The organism is Streptomyces sp. NBC_00414, assembly GCF_036038375.1.
Lineage (GTDB): Bacteria > Actinomycetota > Actinomycetes > Streptomycetales > Streptomycetaceae > Streptomyces.
The window spans coordinates 5,439,389-5,462,781 of record NZ_CP107935.1; the positions used below are offsets into that span (position 1 = coordinate 5,439,389).

Annotated in this window: 19 protein-coding genes and 2 pseudogenes; 9 read left to right on the forward strand and 12 right to left on the reverse strand. The window is 71.6% G+C overall.

The genetic code is table 11. The features are described 5' to 3' along the window. Positions 1-236 precede the first annotated feature (236 nt). Positions 237-722, forward strand: a complete 486-nt coding sequence (locus OHS59_RS23585) for a cation:proton antiporter regulatory subunit (RefSeq protein ID WP_328495393.1) — start codon at positions 237-239, stop codon at positions 720-722. A gap of 3 nt (positions 723-725) precedes the next feature. Further along, positions 726-1,973: a cation:proton antiporter gene (locus tag OHS59_RS23590; RefSeq protein WP_328495394.1), complete on the forward strand. Its 1,248-nt coding sequence runs from the start codon at positions 726-728 to the stop codon at positions 1,971-1,973. A gap of 472 nt (positions 1,974-2,445) precedes the next feature. Here OHS59_RS23590 and OHS59_RS23595 read toward each other — a convergent pair whose 3' ends face one another. Next, entirely contained in the window at positions 2,446-2,658 is a 213-nt protein-coding gene (locus tag OHS59_RS23595; RefSeq protein WP_328495395.1) for a twin-arginine translocase TatA/TatE family subunit, read from the reverse strand. A 25-nt stretch (positions 2,659-2,683) separates the two neighbouring features. After that, positions 2,684-3,259: a TerD family protein gene (locus OHS59_RS23600; protein ID WP_107017966.1), complete on the reverse strand. Its 576-nt coding sequence runs from the start codon at positions 3,257-3,259 to the stop codon at positions 2,684-2,686. Between the two features lie 79 nt (positions 3,260-3,338). On the opposite strand from OHS59_RS23600, the gene OHS59_RS23605 reads away from it, so the two are divergent. Next, positions 3,339-3,728, forward strand: coding sequence for a BlaI/MecI/CopY family transcriptional regulator (locus tag OHS59_RS23605; protein ID WP_328495396.1), 390 nt, complete (start codon positions 3,339-3,341; stop codon positions 3,726-3,728). A 96-nt stretch (positions 3,729-3,824) separates the two neighbouring features. On the opposite strand, the gene OHS59_RS23610 is transcribed toward OHS59_RS23605, so the two are convergent. Then, positions 3,825-4,802, reverse strand: a complete 978-nt coding sequence (locus OHS59_RS23610; protein ID WP_328495397.1) for a sporulation protein — start codon at positions 4,800-4,802, stop codon at positions 3,825-3,827. A gap of 337 nt (positions 4,803-5,139) precedes the next feature. On the opposite strand from OHS59_RS23610, the gene OHS59_RS23615 reads away from it, so the two are divergent. Further along, positions 5,140-6,513 (forward strand): hemolysin family protein, encoded by a 1,374-nt coding sequence (locus OHS59_RS23615; protein ID WP_328495398.1) that lies wholly within the window; start codon positions 5,140-5,142, stop codon positions 6,511-6,513. Continuing rightward, on the forward strand, positions 6,510-7,541 hold the full coding sequence (locus OHS59_RS23620; RefSeq protein WP_328495399.1) for a hemolysin family protein: 1,032 nt from the start codon (positions 6,510-6,512) through the stop codon (positions 7,539-7,541). The genes OHS59_RS23615 and OHS59_RS23620 overlap by 4 nt, the downstream gene beginning before the upstream one ends. A gap of 65 nt (positions 7,542-7,606) precedes the next feature. Here OHS59_RS23620 and OHS59_RS23625 read toward each other — a convergent pair whose 3' ends face one another. The 4 genes from OHS59_RS23625 to OHS59_RS23640 all read right to left on the reverse strand — a co-directional run bounded on the left by OHS59_RS23625 (position 7,607) and on the right by OHS59_RS23640 (position 11,916). Then, positions 7,607-8,236, reverse strand: coding sequence for a GNAT family N-acetyltransferase (locus tag OHS59_RS23625; RefSeq protein WP_328495400.1), 630 nt, complete (start codon positions 8,234-8,236; stop codon positions 7,607-7,609). A 629-nt stretch (positions 8,237-8,865) separates the two neighbouring features. Further along, positions 8,866-10,188 (reverse strand): PP2C family protein-serine/threonine phosphatase, encoded by a 1,323-nt coding sequence (locus tag OHS59_RS23630; RefSeq protein ID WP_328495401.1) that lies wholly within the window; start codon positions 10,186-10,188, stop codon positions 8,866-8,868. A 91-nt stretch (positions 10,189-10,279) separates the two neighbouring features. Next, the gene (locus OHS59_RS23635) at positions 10,280-11,218 is read right to left on the reverse strand and encodes an SCO2400 family protein (RefSeq protein ID WP_328495402.1); all 939 of its coding nucleotides are present in this window, start codon (positions 11,216-11,218) and stop codon (positions 10,280-10,282) included. Between the two features lie 356 nt (positions 11,219-11,574). Beyond that, positions 11,575-11,916, reverse strand: coding sequence for a MerR family transcriptional regulator (locus OHS59_RS23640; RefSeq protein ID WP_328495403.1), 342 nt, complete (start codon positions 11,914-11,916; stop codon positions 11,575-11,577). 618 nt (positions 11,917-12,534) lie between these two features. On the opposite strand from OHS59_RS23640, the gene OHS59_RS23645 reads away from it, so the two are divergent. Further along, positions 12,535-12,909 carry a hypothetical protein gene (locus tag OHS59_RS23645; RefSeq protein WP_328495404.1) on the forward strand — a complete coding sequence of 125 codons (375 nt, stop codon included), beginning with the start codon at positions 12,535-12,537 and terminating at the stop codon, positions 12,907-12,909. Between the two features lie 193 nt (positions 12,910-13,102). Here OHS59_RS23645 and OHS59_RS23650 read toward each other — a convergent pair. The 4 genes and pseudogenes from OHS59_RS23650 to OHS59_RS23665 form a co-directional block, all read right to left on the reverse strand. Continuing rightward, a pseudogene (locus OHS59_RS23650) lies at positions 13,103-13,414 on the reverse strand (SCO5918 family protein); the annotation flags it as partial. A 273-nt stretch (positions 13,415-13,687) separates the two neighbouring features. After that, positions 13,688-15,208: a DEAD/DEAH box helicase gene (locus OHS59_RS23655; protein ID WP_328495406.1), complete on the reverse strand. Its 1,521-nt coding sequence runs from the start codon at positions 15,206-15,208 to the stop codon at positions 13,688-13,690. A 323-nt stretch (positions 15,209-15,531) separates the two neighbouring features. Beyond that, the gene (locus tag OHS59_RS23660; RefSeq protein ID WP_107017975.1) at positions 15,532-15,735 is read right to left on the reverse strand and encodes a cold-shock protein; all 204 of its coding nucleotides are present in this window, start codon (positions 15,733-15,735) and stop codon (positions 15,532-15,534) included. A gap of 387 nt (positions 15,736-16,122) precedes the next feature. Continuing rightward, positions 16,123-17,448 (reverse strand): lipase family protein, encoded by a 1,326-nt coding sequence (locus OHS59_RS23665; RefSeq protein ID WP_328495407.1) that lies wholly within the window; start codon positions 17,446-17,448, stop codon positions 16,123-16,125. 445 nt (positions 17,449-17,893) lie between these two features. Here OHS59_RS23665 and OHS59_RS23670 point away from each other — a divergent pair, with 445 nt between their 5' ends. From OHS59_RS23670 to OHS59_RS23680, 3 genes and pseudogenes are all read left to right on the forward strand, one after another. Then, positions 17,894-20,104, forward strand: coding sequence for an MMPL family transporter (locus tag OHS59_RS23670; RefSeq protein ID WP_328495408.1), 2,211 nt, complete (start codon positions 17,894-17,896; stop codon positions 20,102-20,104). Between the two features lie 141 nt (positions 20,105-20,245). Beyond that, positions 20,246-21,493 (forward strand): annotated as a pseudogene (locus OHS59_RS23675) (histidine kinase); the annotation flags it as partial. A 209-nt stretch (positions 21,494-21,702) separates the two neighbouring features. Next, positions 21,703-22,383, forward strand: a complete 681-nt coding sequence (locus OHS59_RS23680) for a response regulator transcription factor (protein WP_328495409.1) — start codon at positions 21,703-21,705, stop codon at positions 22,381-22,383. An 80-nt stretch (positions 22,384-22,463) separates the two neighbouring features. Here OHS59_RS23680 and OHS59_RS23685 read toward each other — a convergent pair whose 3' ends face one another. Continuing rightward, on the reverse strand, positions 22,464-23,342 hold the full coding sequence (locus OHS59_RS23685; RefSeq protein WP_328495410.1) for a DUF4394 domain-containing protein: 879 nt from the start codon (positions 23,340-23,342) through the stop codon (positions 22,464-22,466). Positions 23,343-23,393 lie beyond the last annotated feature (51 nt).

Consider the following 23,393-nt stretch of genomic DNA (forward strand, 5'->3'; position numbering starts at 1 on the left):
GCGCAGTTCCCCGCGCCCCTAAAGGGCGGGGCTGCGCCCCAGCCTTGTGTCTTTGGGGGCGCGGGGAACTGCGCGCCCAGCCACGGACGACCCGCACGTGCGAACGGTCGCCGGCCCGCGTCTTCAGGGGCGCGGGGAACTGCGCGAACGGGCCCGCCCGGCCGTGGACGAACCCGGTCCGCGGGGCGCCGTAGGGTGAAAGAACACTTGGATCGACATCGGACAGGGGACCAGTCATGGGCACTCCACGCCTGAGCAGTACGCCGTTGCCGGGAATCGGGGTGCGGTACGACCTGACGACCCGCGAGCAACGCCGCATCTCGGTGGTCGCGCACCGCGACGGCGGCCGGACGCTGAGCGCGTACCGCAAGGACGACCCGGACGCCTGCGCCCTGTCCGTCCGGCTCTCCGCAGGAGAGTCCGCGGCGCTGATCGACGCCCTGCATCCCGACCACCACAGTCCCAACCTGCTGTCCACGACCGAGCTGGGGCTGGTGGCCGAGCGCATCGAGCTGTCGTCGGTCTCGCACTGGAACGGACGGCAGCTGGGCGAGACCTGCATGCGTACCGAGACCGGTGTGTCGATCGTCGCCGTACTGCGCCGGGCCGAGGCCATTCCCTCGCCGACGCCGGACTTCCGGCTGGCCGGCGGGGACACCCTGATCGTGATCGGCACCCGCGAGGGCGTGGAGTCGGCCGCGACCATACTCGGAAGGGAGTGACACGTGCACTCATCCGCGGTCTTCTTGATCGAGTTCGGTGCCATCATCCTCGGTCTCGGGCTGCTCGGCCGGTTCGCCGGACGCTTCCAGTTCTCCCCGATACCCCTCTATCTGCTGGCCGGGCTGGCCTTCGGCGAGGGCGGGCTGCTGCCGCTGGGCACCAGTGAGGAGTTCGTCGCGATCGGCGCCGAGATCGGCGTCATCCTGCTGCTGCTCATGCTCGGCCTGGAGTACACGGCGACCGACCTGGTCTCCAACCTCAAGACCCAGTACCCGGCGGGCCTGGTGGACGCCGCGCTGAACGCCCTGCCCGGCGCCGCGATGGCGCTGCTGCTCGGCTGGGGGCCGGTGGCCGCCGTCGTCCTCGCCGGAGTCACCTGGATCTCGTCCTCCGGCGTCATAGCCAAGGTCCTCGGCGACCTGGGGCGGCTCGGCAACCGTGAGACTCCGGTGATCCTGAGCATCCTGGTCCTCGAAGACCTCTCCATGGCGGTCTACCTGCCGATCATCACCGCCCTGCTGGCCGGTGCCGGTCTTGCGGCGGGCAGTGCCACGCTCGCCATCGCGCTCGGGGTCGCCGGACTCGTCCTCGTCGTCGCGGTGCGGTACGGCCGCCACATCTCCCGGTTCGTGTCGAGCGACGACCCGGAGAAGCTGCTCCTCGTGGTGCTGGGACTGACCCTGCTGGTCGCCGGTGTGGCCCAGCAGCTGCAGGTGTCGGCGGCCGTGGGCGCGTTCCTCGTCGGCATCGCGCTGTCGGGGGAGGTGGCCGAGGGGGCGCACGGGCTGCTGTCGCCGCTGCGGGACCTGTTCGCCGCGGTGTTCTTCGTCTTCTTCGGGCTGCACACCGATCCGGCGAGCATCCCGCCGGTGCTGCTGCCCGCGTTGGCGCTGGCGCTGGTCACCGCCGGGACGAAGATCGCCACGGGGTACTGGGCCGCCAAGCGGGCGGGTATCTCCGCGAAGGGGCGGTGGCGGGCCGGGGGCACGCTGGTGGCTCGCGGGGAGTTCTCGATCGTCATCGCCGGGCTGGCCGTCACGTCCGGCATCGAGCCGCGGCTCGGGCCGCTGGCCACGGCGTATGTGCTGATCCTGGTCATCGTGGGTCCGCTCACCGCGCGCTATACGGAGCCGGTGGCCACGATGTTGGCCGGGCGGCGGGGGGCTGGGCGGGGGGCGGCCTCGCGCGAGGCGGAGGTGACGCAGGACCGGGACCTGGTCCCGAGCCCTGACGCACCCGCCGACAAGTAACGCCCCGGCACGACGACCCGTGCGGGTCGCCTGGGGTCCTGGGGTGGGTGGGGGTGCCGTGGGTGTCGGGTGCGGGTTGCCTGTGGCTGGTCGCGCAGTTCCCCGCGCCCCTGGGGGTGGGTGGGGGTACGGGCGTGTGTCTGGCGCGGGTCGCCTGTGGCTGAGCGCGCAGTTCCCCGCGCCCCTTGGGCGGTGGGGGCTGGGCGTGCGCTTTCTCGTGCCGCCCAAGCTGAAGGCCAGGGGCGCAGCCCCGCTTCCAGGGACGCGGGGAACTGCGCGGTTGGCAGCCGCTCACCCGCAGGTGGGAGTGTGCGGTACTCCCATTGACCCTGGGGGCGCGGGGAACTGCGCGGCCGGCAGTCGCTCACCCGCAGGTGAGAGTGTGCGGCACCCCTACTCACCCCAGGGGCGCGAGGAACCGCGCGAGCGGCCCGCAGACGCCATCGGGCCTCCACCCCCGAGGGACCCCCGGTCACGAGGGTGGCGGCTCCGTCGGCCGCCGGCCCGGGTCGATCACCTCGCCCTGAACAACCCGCGGAGCACCCCCCTCGGAGCCCGCCCTCTTCTCGGCCTTGAGGATCCGCGCGGACTTCCCCGCGGAACGGACCAGCTCAGGACCCTTCTTCACGGCCAGGCCGACAATGACGACGACCAGGATGACGGCGAGTTCACTCAGCCCGAACATGGCGCTCCCCTCCTCCGCGCGACCGTCAGACGCCGACGCCGAAGTCCGAGGCGATCCCCGCCAGACCGGACGCGTATCCCTGGCCCACGGCGCGGAACTTCCACTCGGCGCCGTGGCGGTACAGCTCGCCGAAGACCATCGCCGTCTCGGTGGCCGCGTCCTCGGACAGGTCGTAGCGGGCGATCTCGGCGCCGCCGGCCTGGTTGACGACGCGGATGAAGGCCCCCCGGACCTGCCCGAAGCTCTGCCCGCGGGCCTCGGCGTCATGAATGGAGACCGGGAAGACGATCTTCGCGACCTCGGCGGGCACGGTGGCCAGGTTCACCTTGACGGACTCGTCGTCGCCCTCGCCCTCACCGGTGAGGTTGTCACCGGTGTGCTCGACCGAACCGTCCGGGCTCTTGAGGTTGTTGTAGAAGATGAAGTGCTGGTCGGACAGGACCTTGCCCGACTCGTCGACCAGCAGCGCGGACGCGTCGAGGTCGTAGTCGGTGCCCGTCGTGGTCCGCACGTCCCAGCCGAGGCCGACCAGTACGGCGGTCAGGCCGGGTGCCTCCTTGCTGAGCGAGACATTGCCGCCTTTGGAAAGGGAAACTCCCACGCCGATCTCCTTATTGGTGCGAACGTACCTTGTGGGGCAGAATCTACAGCACTGTAGAAAATAAGGAAGGAGACAGGACGTGACGGACCGGCGGCAGCGCCCCCCGCGGCGGGGGCAGGGCGAGCTGGAGGCGCAGGTCCTGTCGGCCCTGCGCGCGGCGGAGGGTCCCGCGACGGCGGGCCGGGTGCAGGAGTGGCTCGGTGGTGACCTCGCCTATACGACGGTGATCACGATCCTGACCCGGTTGCTGGCCAAGGGTGCGGTGACCCGGGAGCGGATCGGCCGGTCCTTCGTGTGGACGCCGGCGTCGGACGAGGCGGGGCTGGCCGCGCGCCGGATGCGCAGGGTGCTGGACGGTGAGCGGGACCGGGAGGCCGTGCTGGCCAGTTTCGTGACGTCCCTGGAGCCGGACGACGAGCGGCTGCTGCGCGAACTGCTGGCCCACCCCGACGCGGAGAGAGGCGACTGAGAGCCGCCCGCCCGGAGTCGGCCGGAGTCGGCCGGAGTCGGCCGCGCGGGTGAGGGACCGTCAGCCCTCCTCCTGCGCCGCCGCCTCCTTCCGCGCCTACTCCTCTTCCTGCTCCTCGTTCTCCTCGTCCCCTTCGAGGGAGTCGCCCACCTCGTCCACCACTTCGGCCGCCACCAGGCCGCCGGCGACACCGACGGCGAGCCCCGCCGCGCCCATGGCGACCCCCGCGCCGATGCCGGGAACCGACCGCTCGTGCACCTCGTGCCGGTCGTGTCCGTACGCGGCGTCGGGATCGTACGACTCCCGGTGCTCGACCAGCTCCCGGACCCAGCCATCGACCACGGCGTTCCAGTCCTGGTGGGCGACCCCCTCGTGGGCGACGGTGAACCGGGTGAGTGTGTCGTCACCCGAGGGGAGGAGGCCGCCGCGCTTGTCGGCCTCCAGGACCACCTCCATGCCGGCGGGGGAGGCGAGGAAGGTCAGCTCGATCTCGTTGACCGCGTGGGCGTACCGGGGCGACGGGGTGAGTTCGAGCTCCTGGTAGAAGGGGAGCTGCTGGCCCGTGCCGCCGATCCGGCCCAGTTCCAGGTCCGCGGACCTGAAGCCGAAGCCGAGCTGCCCGAACGCCTCCAGGATCGCCTCCTGCGCGGGCCGGGGCGCCACGTTCAGCCGGTCCAGGTCGCCCTTGTCCCGCGCGCCCGCCACCGAGAGCTCGGTACGCAGGCCGAGGGCGATGCCCAGCTCCTGCCCGTACAGCTCGGTGACCGGGGTCTCCCACGGGAGCGTGATGCCGAACGGGACGGTCCGCTCCTCGCCCTCGGTGAGCCGGAAGCCGCCGCCGACGGTGAACCGGTCGAAGACGACCGCGCTCTCGCTCTCCCCCTCCGCGTGTTCGGCCTCGACGCCCGCGACCAGTTCCAGCGTGATGTGCTCGATGTCGACGTCCGAGCTGCCGCCCCTGAGCCGGATCTCGCCCGACAGGGTCCCGCCGGGCAGGGCCGGGTCCGGGCTCAGGACCGTGTCCACCGTGGGGCCGCCCACGCCGAGTGATCCGAGCAGCCGTTTGAACACCATTGAGGGGTCCACTCCTTCATGTGCGGGTGGTCGTTTCGGGTCGTGCCGGGTCGTGCTCTACGTTCATGTAGAGGTTAAGGGGGCCGGTCGCCCCGGAGCCGGGTGCCCCCGCCCCACGTCCACGCCCCCACCTGCGGCGAACGTGAGCTGCGCCACTCGCGGCCGTCACCTCTGGACGAGTCACTTTGCGATTCCTTTACACTGAGTGGAACGCGCGGGTGACCGACGACCCGCGACGACGACCAAGGAGCAGCGGGACCACCATGGGTGAACCTCCCAGTACCAGCCGTGCCTCTTCCGGCCCGGGACGCATGCGTACGGGAGCGGGGGTGGCACGGTGACCGAGATCCTGCTGCTGGTGCTCGCCCTGTCGCTCACCCTCGCCTGCGCGGTGTTCGTGGCGGCCGAGTTCTCGCTGACCACCGTCGAGCGCGGTGATCTGGAGCGGGCGGCCGAAGCGGGCGAGCGGGGCGCGGACGGGGCGCTGAAGGCCGTACGGAAGCTGACGTTCCAGCTGTCCGGCGCCCAGCTGGGCATCACCGTCACCTCCCTGGTGATCGGCATGCTCGCCGAACCGTCACTGGCCGTGCTCCTGGAGGGACCGCTCAAGGCCGTGGGCCTGGGCGGCGCGGCCTCGACGACGGCGACGCTGCTGGGCGTGGTGGTCTCCACCGTCGTCCTGATGGTGGTCGGCGAGCTGGTGCCGAAGAACTGGGCGATCTCCCGCCCGCTGGCCGTCGCGAAGGTGGTCGCGGGCCCGCAGCGCGGCTTCACGGCCGCGTTCGGCCCGTTCATCCGGCACCTCAACAACACCGCGAACCGCTTCGTGCGCCGCTTCGGCCTGGAGCCCGCCGAGGAGCTGGCCTCCGCGCGCGGCCCCGAGGAACTCGTCGCGCTGGCCCAGCACTCGGCCGCGCAGGGCGCCCTGGAGCCGGACTCCGCCGAACTGTTCGTCCGTACGCTGCACCTGGGCGAGCTGACCGCCCAGAACGTGATGACGCCCCGGGTCGACGTGAAGGCGCTGGAGGCGCACGCCACGGCCACCGACGCCGCCAACCTCACGCACGCGACCGGCCTGTCCCGCTTCCCCGTCTACCGCGACAGCCTGGACGAGGTCGTCGGCACGGTCCACATCCGCGACGTACTCGCCCTGGAGCCGGACAAGCGGGCCGTGACACCCGTGACCGAGCTGGCCACGGCCCCGCTGCTGGTGCCGGACAGCCTGCCCGCCGACCGGCTCCTGGAGCGCATGCGCACGGCCCGCACGATGGCCGTCGTCATCGACGAGTACGGCGGCACGGCCGGTGTGGCCACGGTGGAGGACATCGTGGAGGAGGTCGTCGGCGAGGTCCGCGACGAGCACGACCCCGTCGAGGTCCCCGACCTGCTGCCCGCCCCCGCCACGGCGGACGGCCGCGCGGCCTGGGAGGCGGACGGCGGCGTACGGCTGGACGAGCTGGCCGGGATAGGCCTGCGCGCGCCGGACGGACCGTACGAGACGGTCGCGGGCCTGGTCGCCACCCGGCTCGCCCGCATCCCGGCCGAGGGCGACGTCCTCGACCTGGACGGCTGGCGGCTGGACGTCCTCGACGTGGAGCACCACCGGGCCGACCGCGTCCGCATCACCGAACCGGCCGCCGAGCCGCCCGGGGAGCCGGACGGCAGACCCGTGGGCAGGCCGGCCGGTCAGAGCGCGTGGGAGTCCCGATGAACACGTCCACCACCGTCCAACTGCTCATCGGCGCCCTGACGCTGCTGACCAACGCGTTCTTCGTCGGCGCGGAGTTCGCCCTGATCTCCGTGCGCCGCAGCCAGATCGAGCCACTGGCCCAGGAGGGCAACAAGCGGGCCCGGATGACCCTGTGGGGCCTGCGGCACATCTCGGCGATGATGGCGACCGCCCAACTCGGCATCACCGTCTCGTCGCTGGTGCTGGGCGCGGTCGCCGAACCGGCCATCGCGCACCTGCTGGAGCCCGCCTTCGAGGCGGCGCACATCCCGCACGGTCTCGTGCACCCGATCGCCTTCGTGATCGCGCTCACCGTGGCCACGTATCTGCACATGCTGTTCGGCGAGATGGTGCCGAAGAACATCGCGCTCGCCGCGCCCGCGCAGACCGCGCTGCTCCTCGGCCCGGCGCTGGTGGCCCTCACCCGTGCCCTGAGGCCGTTCATCTTCGGCATCAACGCCTTCGCCAACGCCCTGCTGAAACTGCTGCGCGTCGAGGCCAAGGACGAGGTGGAGTCCGCCTTCACGGACGACCAGCTCGCCCGGATGGTCGTCGACTCCAGCGAGGCCGGACTCCTGACGGCCGCCGACGGCGAACGGCTGCGCGACGCCCTGGAGCTGGGCACCCGCCCGGTCGGCGAGATCCTCGTCCCGGCCCAGCGGATGCGCACGGTCGACGACACCGTGACCCCGGCCCGGCTGGAACGGGCGGCGGCCGAGGCCGGCTTCTCCCGCTTCCCCGTGACCGGCGGGGACGGCACGCTGCTCGGCTACCTCCACATCAAGGACACCCTCGGCGTCACCGACCGCGACCGGCCCTTCCCCCGGAGCGCCCTGCATCCGGTGACGCGCGTCCGCATCGACACCCCGCTCGACGACACGCTCACCGCGCTGCGGGCCACGGGCAGTCACCTCGCGGCGGTCACCGGCGAGGCGGGCAACGTCCTCGGCTTCGTCACGATGGAGGACGTCCTGTCGGAGCTGGTCGGACCGTCCCCGGCAGCGGTCTGACCTGTGCCGCGGCGCCCGGGAAACCCTTGCGACGGAGACCGGGCGGGTGCCGCGGACGGGTGAGGTCACCGCAGGGGTCTGCGGATCCAGACCTCGCGGGCCACCGTGTCCCGGCCGGGAGGGACACCGAAGGCGAAGCCCGGGGCGGCGTGCGCACCGAGGACACCGAACCTCGACCATCCCCAGGCACGGAACGCCTCCGCCGCGGCGCTCCGCGGATCGCCGATACCGCCGCCACCGCCGCCGCCACCGCTGTGGCCGTCGACGGGCCGGTCCGGGGCCGCGACGAGCAGATCGGCGTCGAGCCGGATCAGCAGCCGCTCGACCATGCGCGTGGCGATGCCGCGCCGGCGGTGGGCCGGCAGCACCATCAGTTCGGCGAGCAGGAAAGCACGGCCCGAGGCGGTGAGTTCCTCGATGTCGGCGGGCAACTCGCCCTGGAAGTCCGACCACCACTCACCGGAGCGCGGCACCCGGTACCCGTACGCGCAGCCGACCGTCCCTGCCGTGTCGGCGACCACCATGTCGAAGCCGGTGTGCTGCACATGCTGTTCGAGCCGGTCCAGGAAGCCCTGGCGGTCGCGGTGCTCCTCCCCGACCGCGCCCCGGTACGCCCTGACGTGCACGTCCGCGACGGCGTCCCGCTGTTGCTCCGCCTGCCACCGGGACAGTCTGCGCAAGTACACCTCTGCCATACGGGCCTCCCCCCGGCCGCGGGACGGGTATCCCCGGACTCGGCATCATCACAGCAGGAGCCGCCGGGGTAAATGGTGTCTCGGCAGCGGCCGGTGATGATCCGTCGTACGGGAGCGCGTCGTCGGTACGGTCACGCGGACGGGCAAAGGGGGGCGGGAGTGGGGCGGGGAGAGCTGTGGAACGTCCGTTCCCGGGGTTGCGCGGCCGTGGCGGCGTCGCCGACGGCCGACGGTTCACGGGGCTGTGCACAGCCGCCGGTCTCGCCTACGCTCTGAACAGATTCACGAGCGGGGCTCGCCCGGAGCAGAGCCCGCCGACCATGTCGAAGCCGTGTCGCGGCTTCCCTCGCGCCCCCGGCCCCCGGGTGCATCAGCCCCCTGATCCCGGGTGCCAGAACGAGGCGATCGAGAACGCCGGGCGAACTCCCTTCCCGCCGCTTCCTCGCGAGCGGGCCTCTGTCCACATGTCCCTTGCGGACCCGCCAGCGGTGCACTCCCGCGTGCCGCCGCGACCCGACGAGGGATCACATGCCCTGGAACCGCTGCCGGGGGGCGGCGCGGAAGGGCGGTACGGTCGCCGCCGGTGGGCACGACACCGGCGGCGACCGTCACATCGACGGTTGCCGGCGTCACAGGCGGATCACCACGAGCGCCGTGTCGTCGTCAGGACCGAGTCTCGACGAGGGCAGAAGGTCGGCCAGGACGGCGTCGGCGAGGTCCTCGGGATCGAGTACGTGGTGTTGTTCGACGCTGTCGGCCAGGCGCCGCAGCCCGGCGTCGATGTCCTCACCACGGCGCTCGATCAGCCCGTCGGTGTAGAGCACGAGCGTCGCGCCCGGCGCGTAGCCCACGGTCGTCTCGCCCCGGGACATGAGTTCGTCGCACGCGCCCAGCGGCGGGTCGGTGGCCATGTCGAGGATCTCGACGCTCCCGTCGACGTGTGCGAGAAGCGGCGGCGGATGACCGGCGCAGCTGTACGTGACGGTGTGCGCGACGCGGTCGACCACGGCCTGGACGACACTCGTGGCGAGCGCGCCCTCGACGGTGCGCGCGTGCTGGGCGAGTGTCGTGAGCGCGGCGGCGGGCCGGCCGGTGGCACGGATCGCGGCGCTCAGCGCGCTGCGCAGCTGCCCCATGACACCGGCCGCCTCCAGACCGTGCCCGACCACGTCCCCGACCGCGGTGGCCAGCCGGCCCGCGTCCAGGTCGATCAGGTCGTACCAGTCGCCGCAGACGTTGAGGAAACTGGCCGCGGGCCGGTAGCGCACGGCGGCGAAGGAGTGTCCGGGCAGCGCGGTGCCGGGCAGCATGGCGCGCTGGAGGGTGACGGCGACCTCGTGCGACCGGGCGTGGGCCTCGCGCAACCGCTCGTTGAGTTCCTGCAGTTCCTGGGAACGGGTGAGCAGGTCGGCCGTCATGGTGTCCGCGCGGCTGAGCGTGGCGAGGGGGTTGCCCGGGTCGGCGGCGGCCTGCCGGGCGCGTACCAGCTGCGTGACCTCCTCGACGCGGTGGACGACGAGCGACACCCGGCCGTCGGTGTCGAGGACCGGGATGTTGACCGGGCTCCAGTAACGCTCCTCGAACACACCGGGTCTGCCGGGCACCTCGACGTCGTACTTCTGCAGGGCCATGGTGTCCCGCTCGCCGGTGTCGAGGACCCGTTCGAGCGATGCCCGCAGCGTCCTGGCGCCGTTGCCCGGGGCGTGCTCGCTCCGGGCGTCCTCGCTCCCGACGGCCGGGCTGTCGGGGAACACGTCGAAGATCGAACGGCCGAGCAGCTCGTCGAGGCCGCGCCCGGCGACCTGCACGTAGGCCCGGTTGGCGTCGAGCATCACCAGGCCGGGGGTGAGCAGCAGCACGGGGCTGGGCAGGGACTGGAAGACCTCCGCGAAGTCGATGTCCGACCTGAAGCCTGGCCCCTGGTGCCCGCCGGGTGCGCTGCGGTCGCTCATGCCCCCATGTCTACTCCGTCACCGGGGCCCGTGCGACCCGGCCGGTGCCGGGTTCGCCGACGGGCCGGTCGGCCGGCGCACGCGGTGTACGTCAGCCGATGCAGACCACGAGCAGACAGAGCTGCGAGGGCGAGGTCGCTGTCGGCGCGGGGCTCGCCGGTGACGTGCCCGGGTCGGAGGCGCCCGAGCCGCTCGTACCGTCCGAGGCGCCCGTCCCGTCGCCGGCGGCGGGGGCCGACGGCTGCTGCGACGCGGTGCCGCCCGTGTCCTGGGAGGACGAGGACGAGGCCGACGACGAGGAAGATGCCGAGGACGCGCTCCGGGACCGCCGGTCGGACGCCGATGCCGTGTCCGGTGACGGAACGGCGTCCGGCCGGGTGCCCCGCGGCGCGGCGGAGCTCGGGGCGACGGCGGCCCGCCCGGCCGACCGGCCGCTCGCGGGGACCTGCGTGGACGCGGCCGTCGAGGACCGCCGGGCGTCGGGCCGTGTCGACGACGGGCGGGTGCCCTGCTGTGCCTCGTCCTCGGCGGAGTCCGTGGCGGAGCCCGTGTCCGTGCCCAGTCCGGCGGCCTCCGGAGCCGAGGCGGCCTCCGCCCGGTCGGCCGAGAGCCGGTCCAGGGCGGTGAAGGTCAGGCCGCCGCCGACGAGCGCGACGGCGGTCGCGACGACGGCTCGGCGCTGGTTCTTCTTCCATCGGACGCGCTGGCGACGCCGTGCGGCCCGGCCCTGCGGTGCGGGCGTCGCTCCCTCGAAGCCGTCCTCGCCGTACGGGTCGGCCCCCGTGGTCCCGTCCGGGCTCGTCCCGGCCGACGAGGCATCGTGCGGACGGCCTTCGTGCGGACGGCCTTCGTGCCACGGGGCGGGGGCGGCGGGTTGCCATGCCGAGGTGCCCGAGGAGGCCATGGTGACCCGGGGCTGGACGGTGTGACGGCTGACGGTGACCGGAGCGATGTCGGGGGCGTAGGCGCCGCACCCGGGACACACCAGGGCGCCGTTGAGATGCCGACGACACGAGGAGCAGTAGTCCATCAGCGTCTTCCTGAGTTGACTGGATCGTCGCCCCGCCGGGTCCCTGCCCGGTGATGGTCGTACGTGGGTACGTGGGGACGGTTGGCCAGTCACGCTAACGAGGCCTGCGAGGCACTGTGTGCAGCCTGTGTGACGCTCCTGCACGGATTCCCCGGGGGCTCGAGGGCAATGCCGTGCGCATCCGGACATCGCGCCCAGCCCTCACCGCTCAGGGGCGCGGGGCTGTGGCATCGGCGGCTTCGTCACGGGGCGCGACCAGCCACGGAGCACCCGCGGGTCCATGTCCACATCAGCCACGCGGCCACGCGGCCGCTCGGGGTCGGGACAGGTCCAGGCCGGGTCCGGGTCGGTCCGGGTCAGGAAGTACCCGGACTCTCCGGCGCGCCCGAGGCGCGACGGTACTCGGCGTTGATGCGCTGCGCTTCCTCAAGCTGGTCCTCAAGGATGACGATGCGGCAGGCGGCATCGACCGGGGTGCCCCGGTCGACCAGCTCGCGCGCGCGAGCGGCGATCCGGAGCTGGTAGCGGGAGTAGCGCCGGTGCCCGCCCTCGGAGCGCAGCGGAGTGATGAGCCGGGCCTCACCGATGGCCCGGAGGAAACCCGGAGTGGTGCCGAGCATCTCGGCCGCCCGGCCCATCGTGTAGGCGGGGTAGTCGTCGTCGTCCAGTCGATCGCCCAGCGGACTGTCTGCTGTCATGTCACCTCGTTCTGCAACGCGTCGAGGGGCCCTGGTGCCGTACGGCACCAGGGCCCCGAAGGAAATTGAACACCATCTGCCGGCGCTACTGTCGCGCCGACCTTCTGTTTCCGCCGCCCGGCCCGGGAGAGGGCAGGGAGTGCGGGGACCGTGGTTGCGTGACCGGGGACCACCTTCCAATCCGGGGCCTAGCGGTACCCGTCCGAACGTTCTCGGCCGGGCGATCCTGATGGCGTCTGCTCCTTCCGTCTTTCTTCGAGTCTTCTCGAACCTTCTTCTCGAACCTTCTTCTGGATCAGTGGTGATGCGTCGGCGGCTCCTCGGCCTGCGAGCCACCCAGCGCGGCTGTCAGTCCCGTCACCGTCCTGCGAACCACGTGGCTTCGACACTCCACAACCGCTCTGACCTGCGAACTTCTGGTACTTCTCTGGTACGTCCACCCGCCAGTTCGTGTCTGCCGGGTCTTGCTCGACCTCGTCTACGAGAGAAACCTTAGCCACGTGCAACGCCAATGTCTACTCTGGCAAAGATAGATTTTGGTCGGCATGAGCCCCAGGTATTTTGGTGTCATCTCTACGGGAGGTGGGCAGGAGTGACCGCTGGATAGAATCGGCTCCCATGTCGAACCCTGACGAACTGCTCGTCGGTATCTCAGCCCTGGTGGAGTCCGGGCAGAGCAATCGGATGTCGCTGACCGTGGTTGCCGGTGGTGCTGTCATCACCGGCAGACTCGCTCCCGAAGCCGTGTGGCGGGAGCGGGTCTCGGAGGTGCTGAAGGACTCGGACCATCTCGGCCCGTTCTCCGGCGTCTTCATCGCGGACCGGCCACAGGACCGCGCCGACCATGGCGAGCCACCCACGCATCTGCACTTCCATCTCGCCCGGATCCTGCAGGGCAACGTCGGAATCCCCGACACGGGAGGGATGTACCGCGTCGCGATCACGGACGTCAGCGCCTGGACCGTGGGCGACTTCAGCTACTCCGACCACTGAGACGCCCACCCCTGAAACACCGAGGAACGTCGAAGGGCCCTGCCGACAGATGTCGGCAGGGCCCTTCGACGTGCACCGCGGTACCGGGTACCGGTGGCTGTTCCCTGTGTCAGCGGGCGACGGCGGCGTCCGCGTCGGCCGGCACGTCGGCCGTCGTGTCGGCGGGCACGGCCACCGGCGCGGGCATGGCCACGGCGGGCTCGGGGTCGCCGAGCATCGCGGACGCGTTCTGGAGCGGGGTCAGGACGCGCGGCGCGGCGGGCGTGGGCTCCTGGACGCTGCGGCAGGTGAAGCCGAGGCGCGCCATGGCCCGGGTGACCTCTCCGCCGGTGAAGTCGCGGCGGTCCTGGCGGGTGATGATCTCGCCGACCTGCTTGACGGGGTACTGGCGGCGGCCGATGAGTACGGACTCACCAGTGATGGCCTCGGGCTTGACGCCCTTCATCGAGTCCAGCACCCCGCTCTTGGTGAGGTCGAACGGGAACCGGGCGATGACACAGCGCATGATGCCTCACAGTCACAGAGAGGGAGAACGGGGGCCGGAGGGGGCCGGCCCGGGCGGGGGCGGGGGTGGGACGGGTGGAGCGGCCTGACCGGGCGAGCGTGTCCGGTCCGTACGAGGCCGGTCCATGGACGGTACTCGCCGGTGGCGACGTACGGGGCGGCGGGCTGCCGCAACCGCGTCGCGGGACCGGCTCCGGGCACCGTCGCGGTCACCGGCCGGGTCGGGCGCGAAAGGCCGGACGGCGGGTGGGCCGTCCGGCCTTACGGGACCGGACTAGGCAGCCGCGTCGACGGCGGACGAGCGCGGGGCCGGACGGCGGGCCGCGTCACCGGTGGAGCGGCTCCGGCTGCCACGGCCGCGCCGGCCGCGGGAGGCCGCGGACGGTGCCGAGGAGGTGCTGCGCCGGGGACGCTCGGAGGCGGGCGCCGTGATGGTGACCGGGACGCCCGAGGGGGCCTGGGCGCCGGTGATGCGGTTCAGTTCGGCTTCGCCCGAGCGGACCTGGGTGGTCTGCGGGTTGATGCCCGCGGCGGCCATCAGGCGGCTCATGTCGCGGCGCTGGTTGGGGGTCACCAGCGTGACGACGCTGCCGGACTCTCCCGCGCGGGCCGTACGGCCGCCGCGGTGGAGGTAGTCCTTGTGGTCGGTGGGCGGGTCGACGTTCACCACGAGGTCGAGGTTGTCGACGTGGATCCCGCGGGCCGCGACGTTGGTCGCCACCAGCACCGTCACATGCCCGGACTTGAAGCGGGACAGGGTCCGCGTGCGCTGCGGCTGGGACTTGCCGCCGTGCAGGGCCGCGGCCCGCACCCCGCTGCTCAGCAGGTGGTCGGTCAGCCGGTCCACCGCGTGCTTGGTGTCCAGGAACATGATCACGCGGCCTTCGCGGGCCGCGATCTCGGTGGTCGTCCGCTGCTTGTCCGCGCCGTGCACGTGCAGGACGTGGTGCTCCATGGTGGTGACCGCGCCCGCGGAAGGGTCGACGGAGTGGACCACGGGGTCGGTCAGGTAGCGGCGCACCAGCAGGTCGACGTTGCGGTCCAGCGTGGCCGAGAACAGCATCCGCTGGCCTTCGGGGCGCACCTGGTCGAGCAGCGCGGTGACCTGCGGCATGAAGCCCATGTCGGTCATCTGGTCGGCCTCGTCGAGGACGGTGATGGCGACCTGGTTCAGGCGGCAGTCACCACGGTCGATGAGGTCCTTGAGGCGGCCCGGGGTCGCGACGACGACCTCGGCGCCGGCGCGCAGCGCACCGGCCTGCTTGCCGATCGACATGCCGCCGACCACGGTGGTCAGCCGCAGCCGCAGGGAGCGGGCGTACGGGGTGAGCGCGTCGGTGACCTGCTGGGCCAGCTCGCGGGTGGGTACGAGGACGAGGGCCAGCGGCTGCCTCGGCTCGGCGCGCAGGCCCGCCGTGCGGGCGAGGAGGGCGAGGCCGAAGGCGAGGGTCTTGCCCGAGCCGGTGCGGCCGCGGCCGAGTACGTCACGGCCCGCGAGGGAGTTCGGCAGCGTCGCGCCCTGGATCGGGAACGGCACGGTCACACCCTCGTGGCCGAGCGCGTCCAGCAGCTGCGACGGCATGTCGAGATCGGCGAACGCCTCGACGGCGGGCAGGGCCGGGGTGACCGTCTTCGGCAGCGCGAACTCGCCCTGGGGCGAGCTCTGTCGGCGACCGTAGCTGCTGTCGGGACGGCGCGGGGCGCTGGAGCGGCTACCGCCACCGCTGCGGCCGGCGCTCGGACTTCCGGCGCTGCGGGTACGGGAGTAGCGGTCGTTCGTGCGCATACGGTTCACGTGGAACCTTCCTTGACATGGCGCGTATCAAGGAATTCCCGCGGAAAACGAACAGCGCAGAGAATTGCAAGAACGAGCCGAAGTAATGGGTAGCCGAATCGATTGGTAAATCGAAGCGGCGGGGAATATTCGCGGGAGGCCTCGCCGGAGCGCTTGGCGCGTTTCCTGGGACGGGGTCGGTCGTTCCGTGCGGGTGGCTCCGAAGGATTTTCATCCGGAGCTTGGACGGAGGACCCCGAAGAGCGGGTCGCGAATCCCCTGGAATGCAGCGAGCTGGGGCCCGCACCCCAAGGTGCGGGCCCCAGCTGCGAAGTGCGTGCCGACTAGGCGGGAACGATGTTCTCGGCCGTCGGGCCCTTCTGACCCTGCGCGATGTCGAACGTGACCTTCTGGCCCTCGTTCAGCTCACGGAAGCCCTGGGCGGCAATGTTCGAGTAGTGGGCGAAGACGTCAGCGCCGCCACCGTCCTGCTCGATGAAGCCGAAGCCCTTTTCTGCGTTGAACCACTTCACGGTACCGGAAGCCATGTTTTTCTCCTTCGGGGCGGTGCGTCGGGGCGCACACTGTGTGCGCTCCGTGTCGCCGTGATGATCACCCCACCGGAAATGAAACCGGAGCCATAAAGGATCCCCACCCGTAACGAACTGGTGGGGATGCCTGTCAAGATTTTCGGGAACCACAACATGCAACTGAGATCGAGACTAGCACGCCGAGATCGACCGTGCATGATGAATGAATCCGCTCAGCCTGTCGAGTAAGTAATATTCATCGCGCGTCGATCTCAATTCTCATCTGGCGGGCATAGATATTGGCGGGCCCGGGCGGCATGGTTTCTGGTTGCCGGCCGCGTGCGCCCGGCGGCGAACCGTGGGGGGCCGCCGCCGGGCGGGTCGGTCGTCCGCGCCCCCTCGGGGTCAGGGCCGGATCGGGAGGGTCCGGCAGTTGGAGGTGGTGGGCTTGGCCGCCAGGCGGTCGGTCAGCCAGTCGATGGCGTCGCCCTGGTCGGTCAGCAGCGGGGCGAAGTGGTTGAGGAGCGCGCTGCCCACGCCCGGCAGGACGACGGGCTTGTAGGTGACGTCGGCCCCCTTGCGGCACCAGTCGACGGCGAGGTCCCGCGACTGGCCGTGGGGTACGAGGTTGTCGCTGACGCCCGTCGCGAGCCGGACCGGCCCCGACGGCTTCAGCCGGCCGATGCGCTGGCCGTCCAGGAACGTCCTGAGCTCGGGCGTGGCGGCGATGATCTCGCTGATGGAGCGGCCGTCGGTGGTCCACTTGGTGCTCTTGGCGTAGCCGTAGCCGAAGAGGGCGTCGCCGACGCACATGGTGGACAGATCGGCGAGGGCCGCCTTTCCGGCCGCGTTGAGATGCGCCTCGGCGATCGGCTTCAGCTCCGGGTCGGACTGGAGGAAGCCGTTGAGCGACCAGCCCAGCGCACCGGCCAGCTCGCTGCCGTCGATGGCCTCGGTGACCGAGGTCAGGTCGGCGGGCGGCGCGCCCGCGTAGGTCCCGGCGAGGGTGACGTCGGGGGCGTAGGAGGACTGGAGCTCGGCGGCCGAGGCGGTCGCCCCGCCGCCCTGGCTGTAGCCGAACAGGCCGACCGGGGAGCCGGTGGTGACCGAGGCCCCGCCGAGCGAGCGGGCCGCGCGGACGGCGTCCAGGACCGCGTGTCCCTCGTCGACCCGGTCGACGTAGGTGTGCAGCCGGTCGGTCGCGCCCAAACCGGCGTAGTCGGTGACGACGACGGCGGTGCCCTTCGCGAGGAGCCGGTAGATCGCCAGGTCCTCGTAACCCACCGACACCGTCCGGCCGTTGAAGCTCAGCGGGTGTTCGAGGCCCATGGACGCGGCGCACTGGTCGCCCTGGCCCAGGGTGCCGGGTGCCACCGCGACGAGGGGACGAGGCCCCTCGCCCTTCCAGCGGGCCGTCGGCTCGATGTACGCCCCGGTGACGGCGACGGGCTTCCCGTTCGAGTCGGTGGACTTGTACATCAGCCGGGTCGCGGTGCCCGGCAGTGGTCCGTGCAGGCTGGGCAGGCTCAGGGCCAGCGGAAGGGGCTCGCTGCGCACGAGCGCGCCGTTCGCGGCGGGCAGGGCGGTCGGCGGGTTGTAGAAGGCGGGGATGGTGACGCCCCGGGACACGACCTCGTCCGTCGCGGTGGCGGCGGTGACCGTGAGTGCCTGGGCGGAGAGACAGGCGGCGGCGGTGACTGCCGCGGCCAGCAGTTTTCTGCGTGCGGGCATGGCGAACCTCCTGTGGAGCGGCCGGAGAGGTGCACAGGTGCGGCGGCACGGGGCGCAGACACGTCCCACGGGTCCGGCCGTGCCGCCGTGAAGTAGTTCGCCTGGAACTTACCTATGAGTAAGTTACTCGTGGTAGCAGTAGGGAGGTTACGGTTCGGTAACTTGACGGGTTGTCTAATAGCGGAGCCGTCCCGGTCACCCCGAGGACACCCCGAGCGCACCCCGAGCGCACCCCGGAGGCTCCCCGCGGGCAGGCCCGAAGCTGACGGGAGCCAGACCAGAGGCTGACACGGCGGCCCGCCCCCTCGTCCCGGAGGCGGAGCGGCAGGCCCGTTCCTACTGCGTACCGAGTAGCGAAATGTGTCGGCAGACGCACGACGACAGGACGGCCCTCCACCGGACAGCCTGGAAGGACATTGGGCACCAGATGTGGAGACCTCCTGCCGTGGCTACTTTCCTGTACCGACTGGGCCGTCTGGCCTTCCGGCGTCGCTGGTACGTCGCCCTGGTCTGGGCGGCCGTCCTGGCCGCGGTCGGCCTGGGCGCGATGAAGGCACCGGCAGCCGCCGACGAGGGATTCTCCATGCCCGGCATCGAGTCCCAGAAGGCCTTCGACCTGATGGAACAGCGCTTCCCCGGTACATCCGCGGACGGCGCGACCGCCAGGGTCGTCTTCGTCGCGCCGGGCGGTGAGAAGGTCACCGCCGCCGACAACAGGAAGGCCGTCGAGAAGACGGTCACCGAGCTGGCCGACGGCTCCCAGGTGGCGAGCGCCGCCGACCCCTTCGAGTCGAAGGCGGTCAGCAAGGACGGCACGACGGCGTACGCGACCGTCACCTACAAGGTCGGGCCCGAGGAGCTGACGGACGCGAGCAGGTCCCACCTGGTGAAGGCTCTCGACGAGGCCCAGGACTCCGGGCTGACCGTCGAGGCCGGCGGGACCGCCATGGAGGAGAACGGCGGACCGGGCGGAGCGGCCGAGCTGATCGGCGTCGCGATAGCCGCGGTCGTCCTGCTGGTCACCTTCGGTTCCCTCGCCGCGGCCGGACTGCCGCTGCTGACCGCCGTCATCGGCGTCGGCGTGAGCATGGCCACCATCCTGACCCTGGCCAGCACCCTCGGCCTGTCCACGACGACCGGCACCCTGGCGATGATGCTGGGCCTCGCGGTCGGCATCGACTACGCCCTGTTCGTGGTCTCCCGTTACCGCGAGGAGCGCGCCAAGGGCCGTACGCCCGAGGAAGCCGCCGGGCTCGCGGCCGGCACCGCCGGTTCCGCGGTCGTCTTCGCCGGACTCACCGTCGTCATCGCCCTCGCCGGACTCGCGGTGGTCGGCATCCCGATGCTCACCAAGATGGGCCTGGCCGCGGCAGGCGCGGTCGTCGTGGGCGTACTCATCGCGCTGACGCTCGTACCCGCGCTCCTCGGCTTCTGGCCGAACGCCGTGCTCACCCGCCGGGCCCGCAAGAGCGGCCGGGTCGAGAAGGAGGCCAAGGACAACGGGGGCACCCGCTGGGCGCGGTTCGTCCTGCGCCGTCCCGTGCCCGTGCTGCTCCTCGGAGTGGTGGGTCTGGGAGCCCTCGCCGTGCCGATGACCGACCTGCAGCTGGGCATGCCCGGCGACGAGGCGAAGTCGACCTCCACCACCGAGCGCCGGGCCTACGACGCGCTCGCCGAGGGCTTCGGTCCGGGCTTCAACGGTCCGCTGACCGTCGTCGTGGACGCCAAGGGCGACTCCGACGCGAAGGGCGCCGTCGAGACGATCTCCAAGGAGATCGGCGCCACCGAGGGTGTCGTGTCGGTGTCCCCGGCCCGCTTCAACGAAGCCGGTGACACCGCCGTCTTCTCCGTGGTGCCCGCCACCGCGCCGACCGACCAGAAGACCACGGACCTCGTGCAGACCATCCGGGGCGAGCGGACCGGGGTCGAGACCGAGACCGGCGCCACCTTCGAGGTCACCGGCACCACCGCGCTGAACATCGACATCTCCGACAAGGTCCAGGCCGCGCTGGTCCCGTACCTGATCGTCGTGGTCGGTCTGGCGATCATCCTGCTGATGGTGGTCTTCCGGTCCCTGCTCGTCCCGCTCAAGGCGGCCCTCGGCTTCCTCCTGTCGGTCCTGGCGTCCCTCGGTGTGGTCGTCCTGGTCTTCCAGCAGGGCCACGGCGCCGAACTCCTGGGCGTGGAGCAGACCGGCCCGATCATGAGCCTGATGCCGATCTTCCTGGTGGGCATCGTCTTCGGCCTGGCCATGGACTACGAGGTCTTCCTGGTCTCCCGGATGCGCGAGGCGTACGTCCACGGGGAATCGCCCGACCAGGCGGTGACCAGCGGGTTCCGGCACAGCGCCCGGGTCGTCGTGGCCGCCGCGCTGATCATGATCGCGGTGTTCGCCGGATTCATCGGCGAGAGCGACTCCATGATCAAGATGATCGGCTTCGGGCTGGCCTCCGCCGTCCTCTTCGACGCCTTCGTCGTCCGGATGGCGATCGTGCCCGCGGTCCTGGCCCTGCTCGGCCACAAGGCCTGGTGGCTGCCGGGCTGGCTCGACCGGCTGCTGCCCCGCGTCGACGTCGAAGGGGAGGCGCTCACCCGGCGGGCCGAGCCGGTTCCGGCCCCGTCCGAGCCGGCCGACCTCGAAGTGGCCCGCACCTGACCCCCGCCCGAGGCGACCGCCTCCCCCCGGTAGGGGCCGTCCGTGGCGCGACGACACGGGCGGCCCCGTCGGCCGTTCGCACCGCGGAGCGTCCACGATGGGCGCAGCACGACGGACCCAGCCAGCCAACCGGAGAGCCCGATGTCCACCAGCCTGGAGCGCTACACGGACCGCTTCGAGCAGTACGCGGACCGCCATCCCCGCGTCATCGACGTGGCCCTGGCCGCGGGGCTGATGGGTTCGGCGACCCTCGGCAGCTCACTCACCCTGCCCGGCGTCGTTCCGCCGGACCACGACAGCGCCGGGACCGTCCTCATGGGCGTGTCCTGCCTCGCCCTGCTCAGGTACCGCAAGTACCCGCGGATCACCGTCGCCGTGATCACGGTCTGCACGGTGATCGCGATCAACCTGGGGTACCTGGTCACCCCCCTGCTGCTGGCCCCGATCATGGCGGCGCTCTACTGGCTGGCCGTCCTCAGCGACCGGAAGACCACCCGTGTCTACGGCTGCACCGTCATGGTGGCGCTGACGGCGGGCTCGGTGCTGTCCGACTCGATGGACGAGTACTCCCTGCTGCTCAGAACCATCGGGCCGTTCTTCTGGCTGCTGCTGCCGATCGCCGCGGGCAACATGACCCGGTTGCGGCGCGCCTATCTGAAGGCCGTGCAGGCCCGCGCCGAACACGCCGAGCGGACCCGGGAGGAGGAGGCGCGGCTGCGCGTCACCGAGGAGCGCATGCGCATCGCCCGCGAACTGCACGACGTCGTCGCCCACCATCTGGCCCTGGCCAACGCGCAGGCCGGCACCGCGGCCCACCTCGCGCTCAGCAACCCGCAGCAGTCGCGGAAGATCCTCACCGACCTGACCGGGACCACGTCGTCCGCGCTGCGCGAGCTGAAGGCCACGCTGGGGCTGCTGCGCCAGAGCGACGACCCGGCCTCCCCGTCGCTGGAGCCGTCCCCCGGCCTCGACTGCCTGCCCGATCTGGTGACGGCGTGCGCGTCCGCGGGGGTCGCCGTCGCGGTGACCACGGAGGGCGTGCCGCAGCCGCTCTCGCCCGGGGTCGACCTCACGGCGTTCCGGATCGTGCAGGAGGCGCTGACGAACGTGACCAAGCACGCCGCCGCGGAGACCGCGCACGTGCGGCTCGTCTACTCAGGCTCCCGGCTGCTGATCACGGTCACCAACGACGGCCCCGCCGCCGTGGCCGCCATGGCTCCCAGGGCCGCCGAGAACCCCTTCGCCGTCGAGCAGGGCCGGGGCTTCGGGGTCATGGGCATGCACGAACGTGCCCGGTCCATCGGCGGCGAACTCCGGGCGGGGCCCCGTCCGGAGGGCGGCTTCGAGGTCGCCACCGCACTGCCGCTGCAGCCGTCGACGGCGGGAGAGGCGGGGGCGACGGGGACCGCGGGGACCGCGGGGGCGTCCGGGGAAGCCTCCGGAGCGTCCGACACCGCCGACCTCTCCGGCGCCCCCGAAGCCGCCGAAGCCGCCGGCGAGGCAAGGCCCACCATCTCCACCATCTGCTCGACCTGCTTCAACTCCTCCCACTACTTCACCTCGGCCAAGTCGGCCGGTTCCGCAGAAGGAGAGAAGCCATGAGCATCAGGGTGCTGCTCGTCGACGACCAGGCCCTGTTGCGGGCCACCTTCCGGATCCTGATCGACTCCTGCGACGACATGACGGTGGTCGGCGAGGCCTCCGACGGTGCCGAGGCGGTGAATCTGGCCCGCGCCCACCACCCCGACATCGTCCTCATGGACATCCGGATGCCGGGCGTGGACGGCCTCACCGCCACGTCCGCCATCTGCGCGGACCCGGAACTGTCCGCCACCCGCGTCCTCATCCTGACCACGTTCGAGACCGAGGACTACGTCGCCCAGGCGCTGCGCGCGGGTGCCAGCGGGTTCCTCGGCAAGGACGTCACGGCCGACACCCTGCTGGACGGCCTGAGAACCGTGGCGTCGGGAGAGGCACTGCTGTCGCCCGGCGCCACCCGCACGCTCATCACGCGCTTCCTCACCTCCCCCGCTCCAGGGGGTCACCTGGCGCCCCCGGAGCGGCTGGCCGAACTCACGGTGCGCGAACGCGAGGTGATGGCCCTGGCGGCGGAGGGCAAGTCCAACACCGAGATCGCCGAGGACCTCACGGTCAGTCCGCTGACCGTACGCACCCACGTCCACCGGGCCATGACGAAGCTGGGCGCCCGGGACCGCGCCCAGCTGGTCGTGATCGCCTATCAGACGGGTCTGGTGCAGGCGGGGCCGACGGCGCCCTGAGGGCCACGCACACGCCGGTGACTCGCCGCGGTCCCCGGCGTGCGGTCCGCGGCGAGTCGGTGGCCCCCCCCGGGGACAGGTCAGGTTCCGGTGAGGCTGATGGCGATGTCCGTGACGTTCAGGGGGAACTGGCCGATGGACGTCGGCTCGCCGGTGAGGACGTTGACGCTGTAGAAGAACGCCCTGGTCGAGCCGTACGGCAGGAGCGAGGCGAAGGCGTCGTTCGAGGTCGTCCTGCCGTTCGTCAGGGTGCTGTAGATGTCGAGGCCCGCGTCGACACCGGCGTCGAAGCCGAGGAGGCCGGTCGGGACGAGGGTGCCCGCGTTGGGCGGCGACTGGATGACGACCTGGTCGTTGTACGTGTCGATGTCGAACAGGGTCGTCGCGGTGGACCCCACCAGGTCGTTGTTCGTGTAGCCGGCCGCGGTCACGCCCTGCGCGGCCGTGGTGAGCGGCGGGACGGTCAGCGCGGTGTCCGTGGCCGTCGTGCCGTCGTTCAGGTTGTGCCGCAGGTTCTGGCCGTAGTTGCTGATCACCCGCAGCCGGTCCGCCGCCGGGTTGAAGTCGATGTCGAAGACGGTGCCGTAGAGCGCGACCGAGAGCTGGGAGACCTTGGTCGCGACCACGGTGTCGGGCAGGGCCGGCGGCATCTTGATCGTGTAGATGCCGCCCTTGTCGCCGACGGCGTACAGCAGGCCGTTCTGCACCCGGAAGTCGATGCCGATGATCTTGGTGTCGCCGACGAGTCCGTCGATGACCAGCACCCAGTTGAGCACCCTCGGGTTGTCCGTCATGAACGTGGACAACAGGGTGCCGTCGCCGGCGAGGCCGTACGCCCGCAGGCTGGGAGTGGCGTCGGGGGCGGCCGAGCTGGAGCCGGGCGCGCTCAGTGTGAGCGCGGTCGCTGCCGACATGACCGCCACCGCCGCCGCGATTCTCTTCTTGAACGCTGCTTTCATCGTTTTCCCTCCCGTTTCAAGAATTCCGGTGAAGGAATTCCGGTTCCTGGT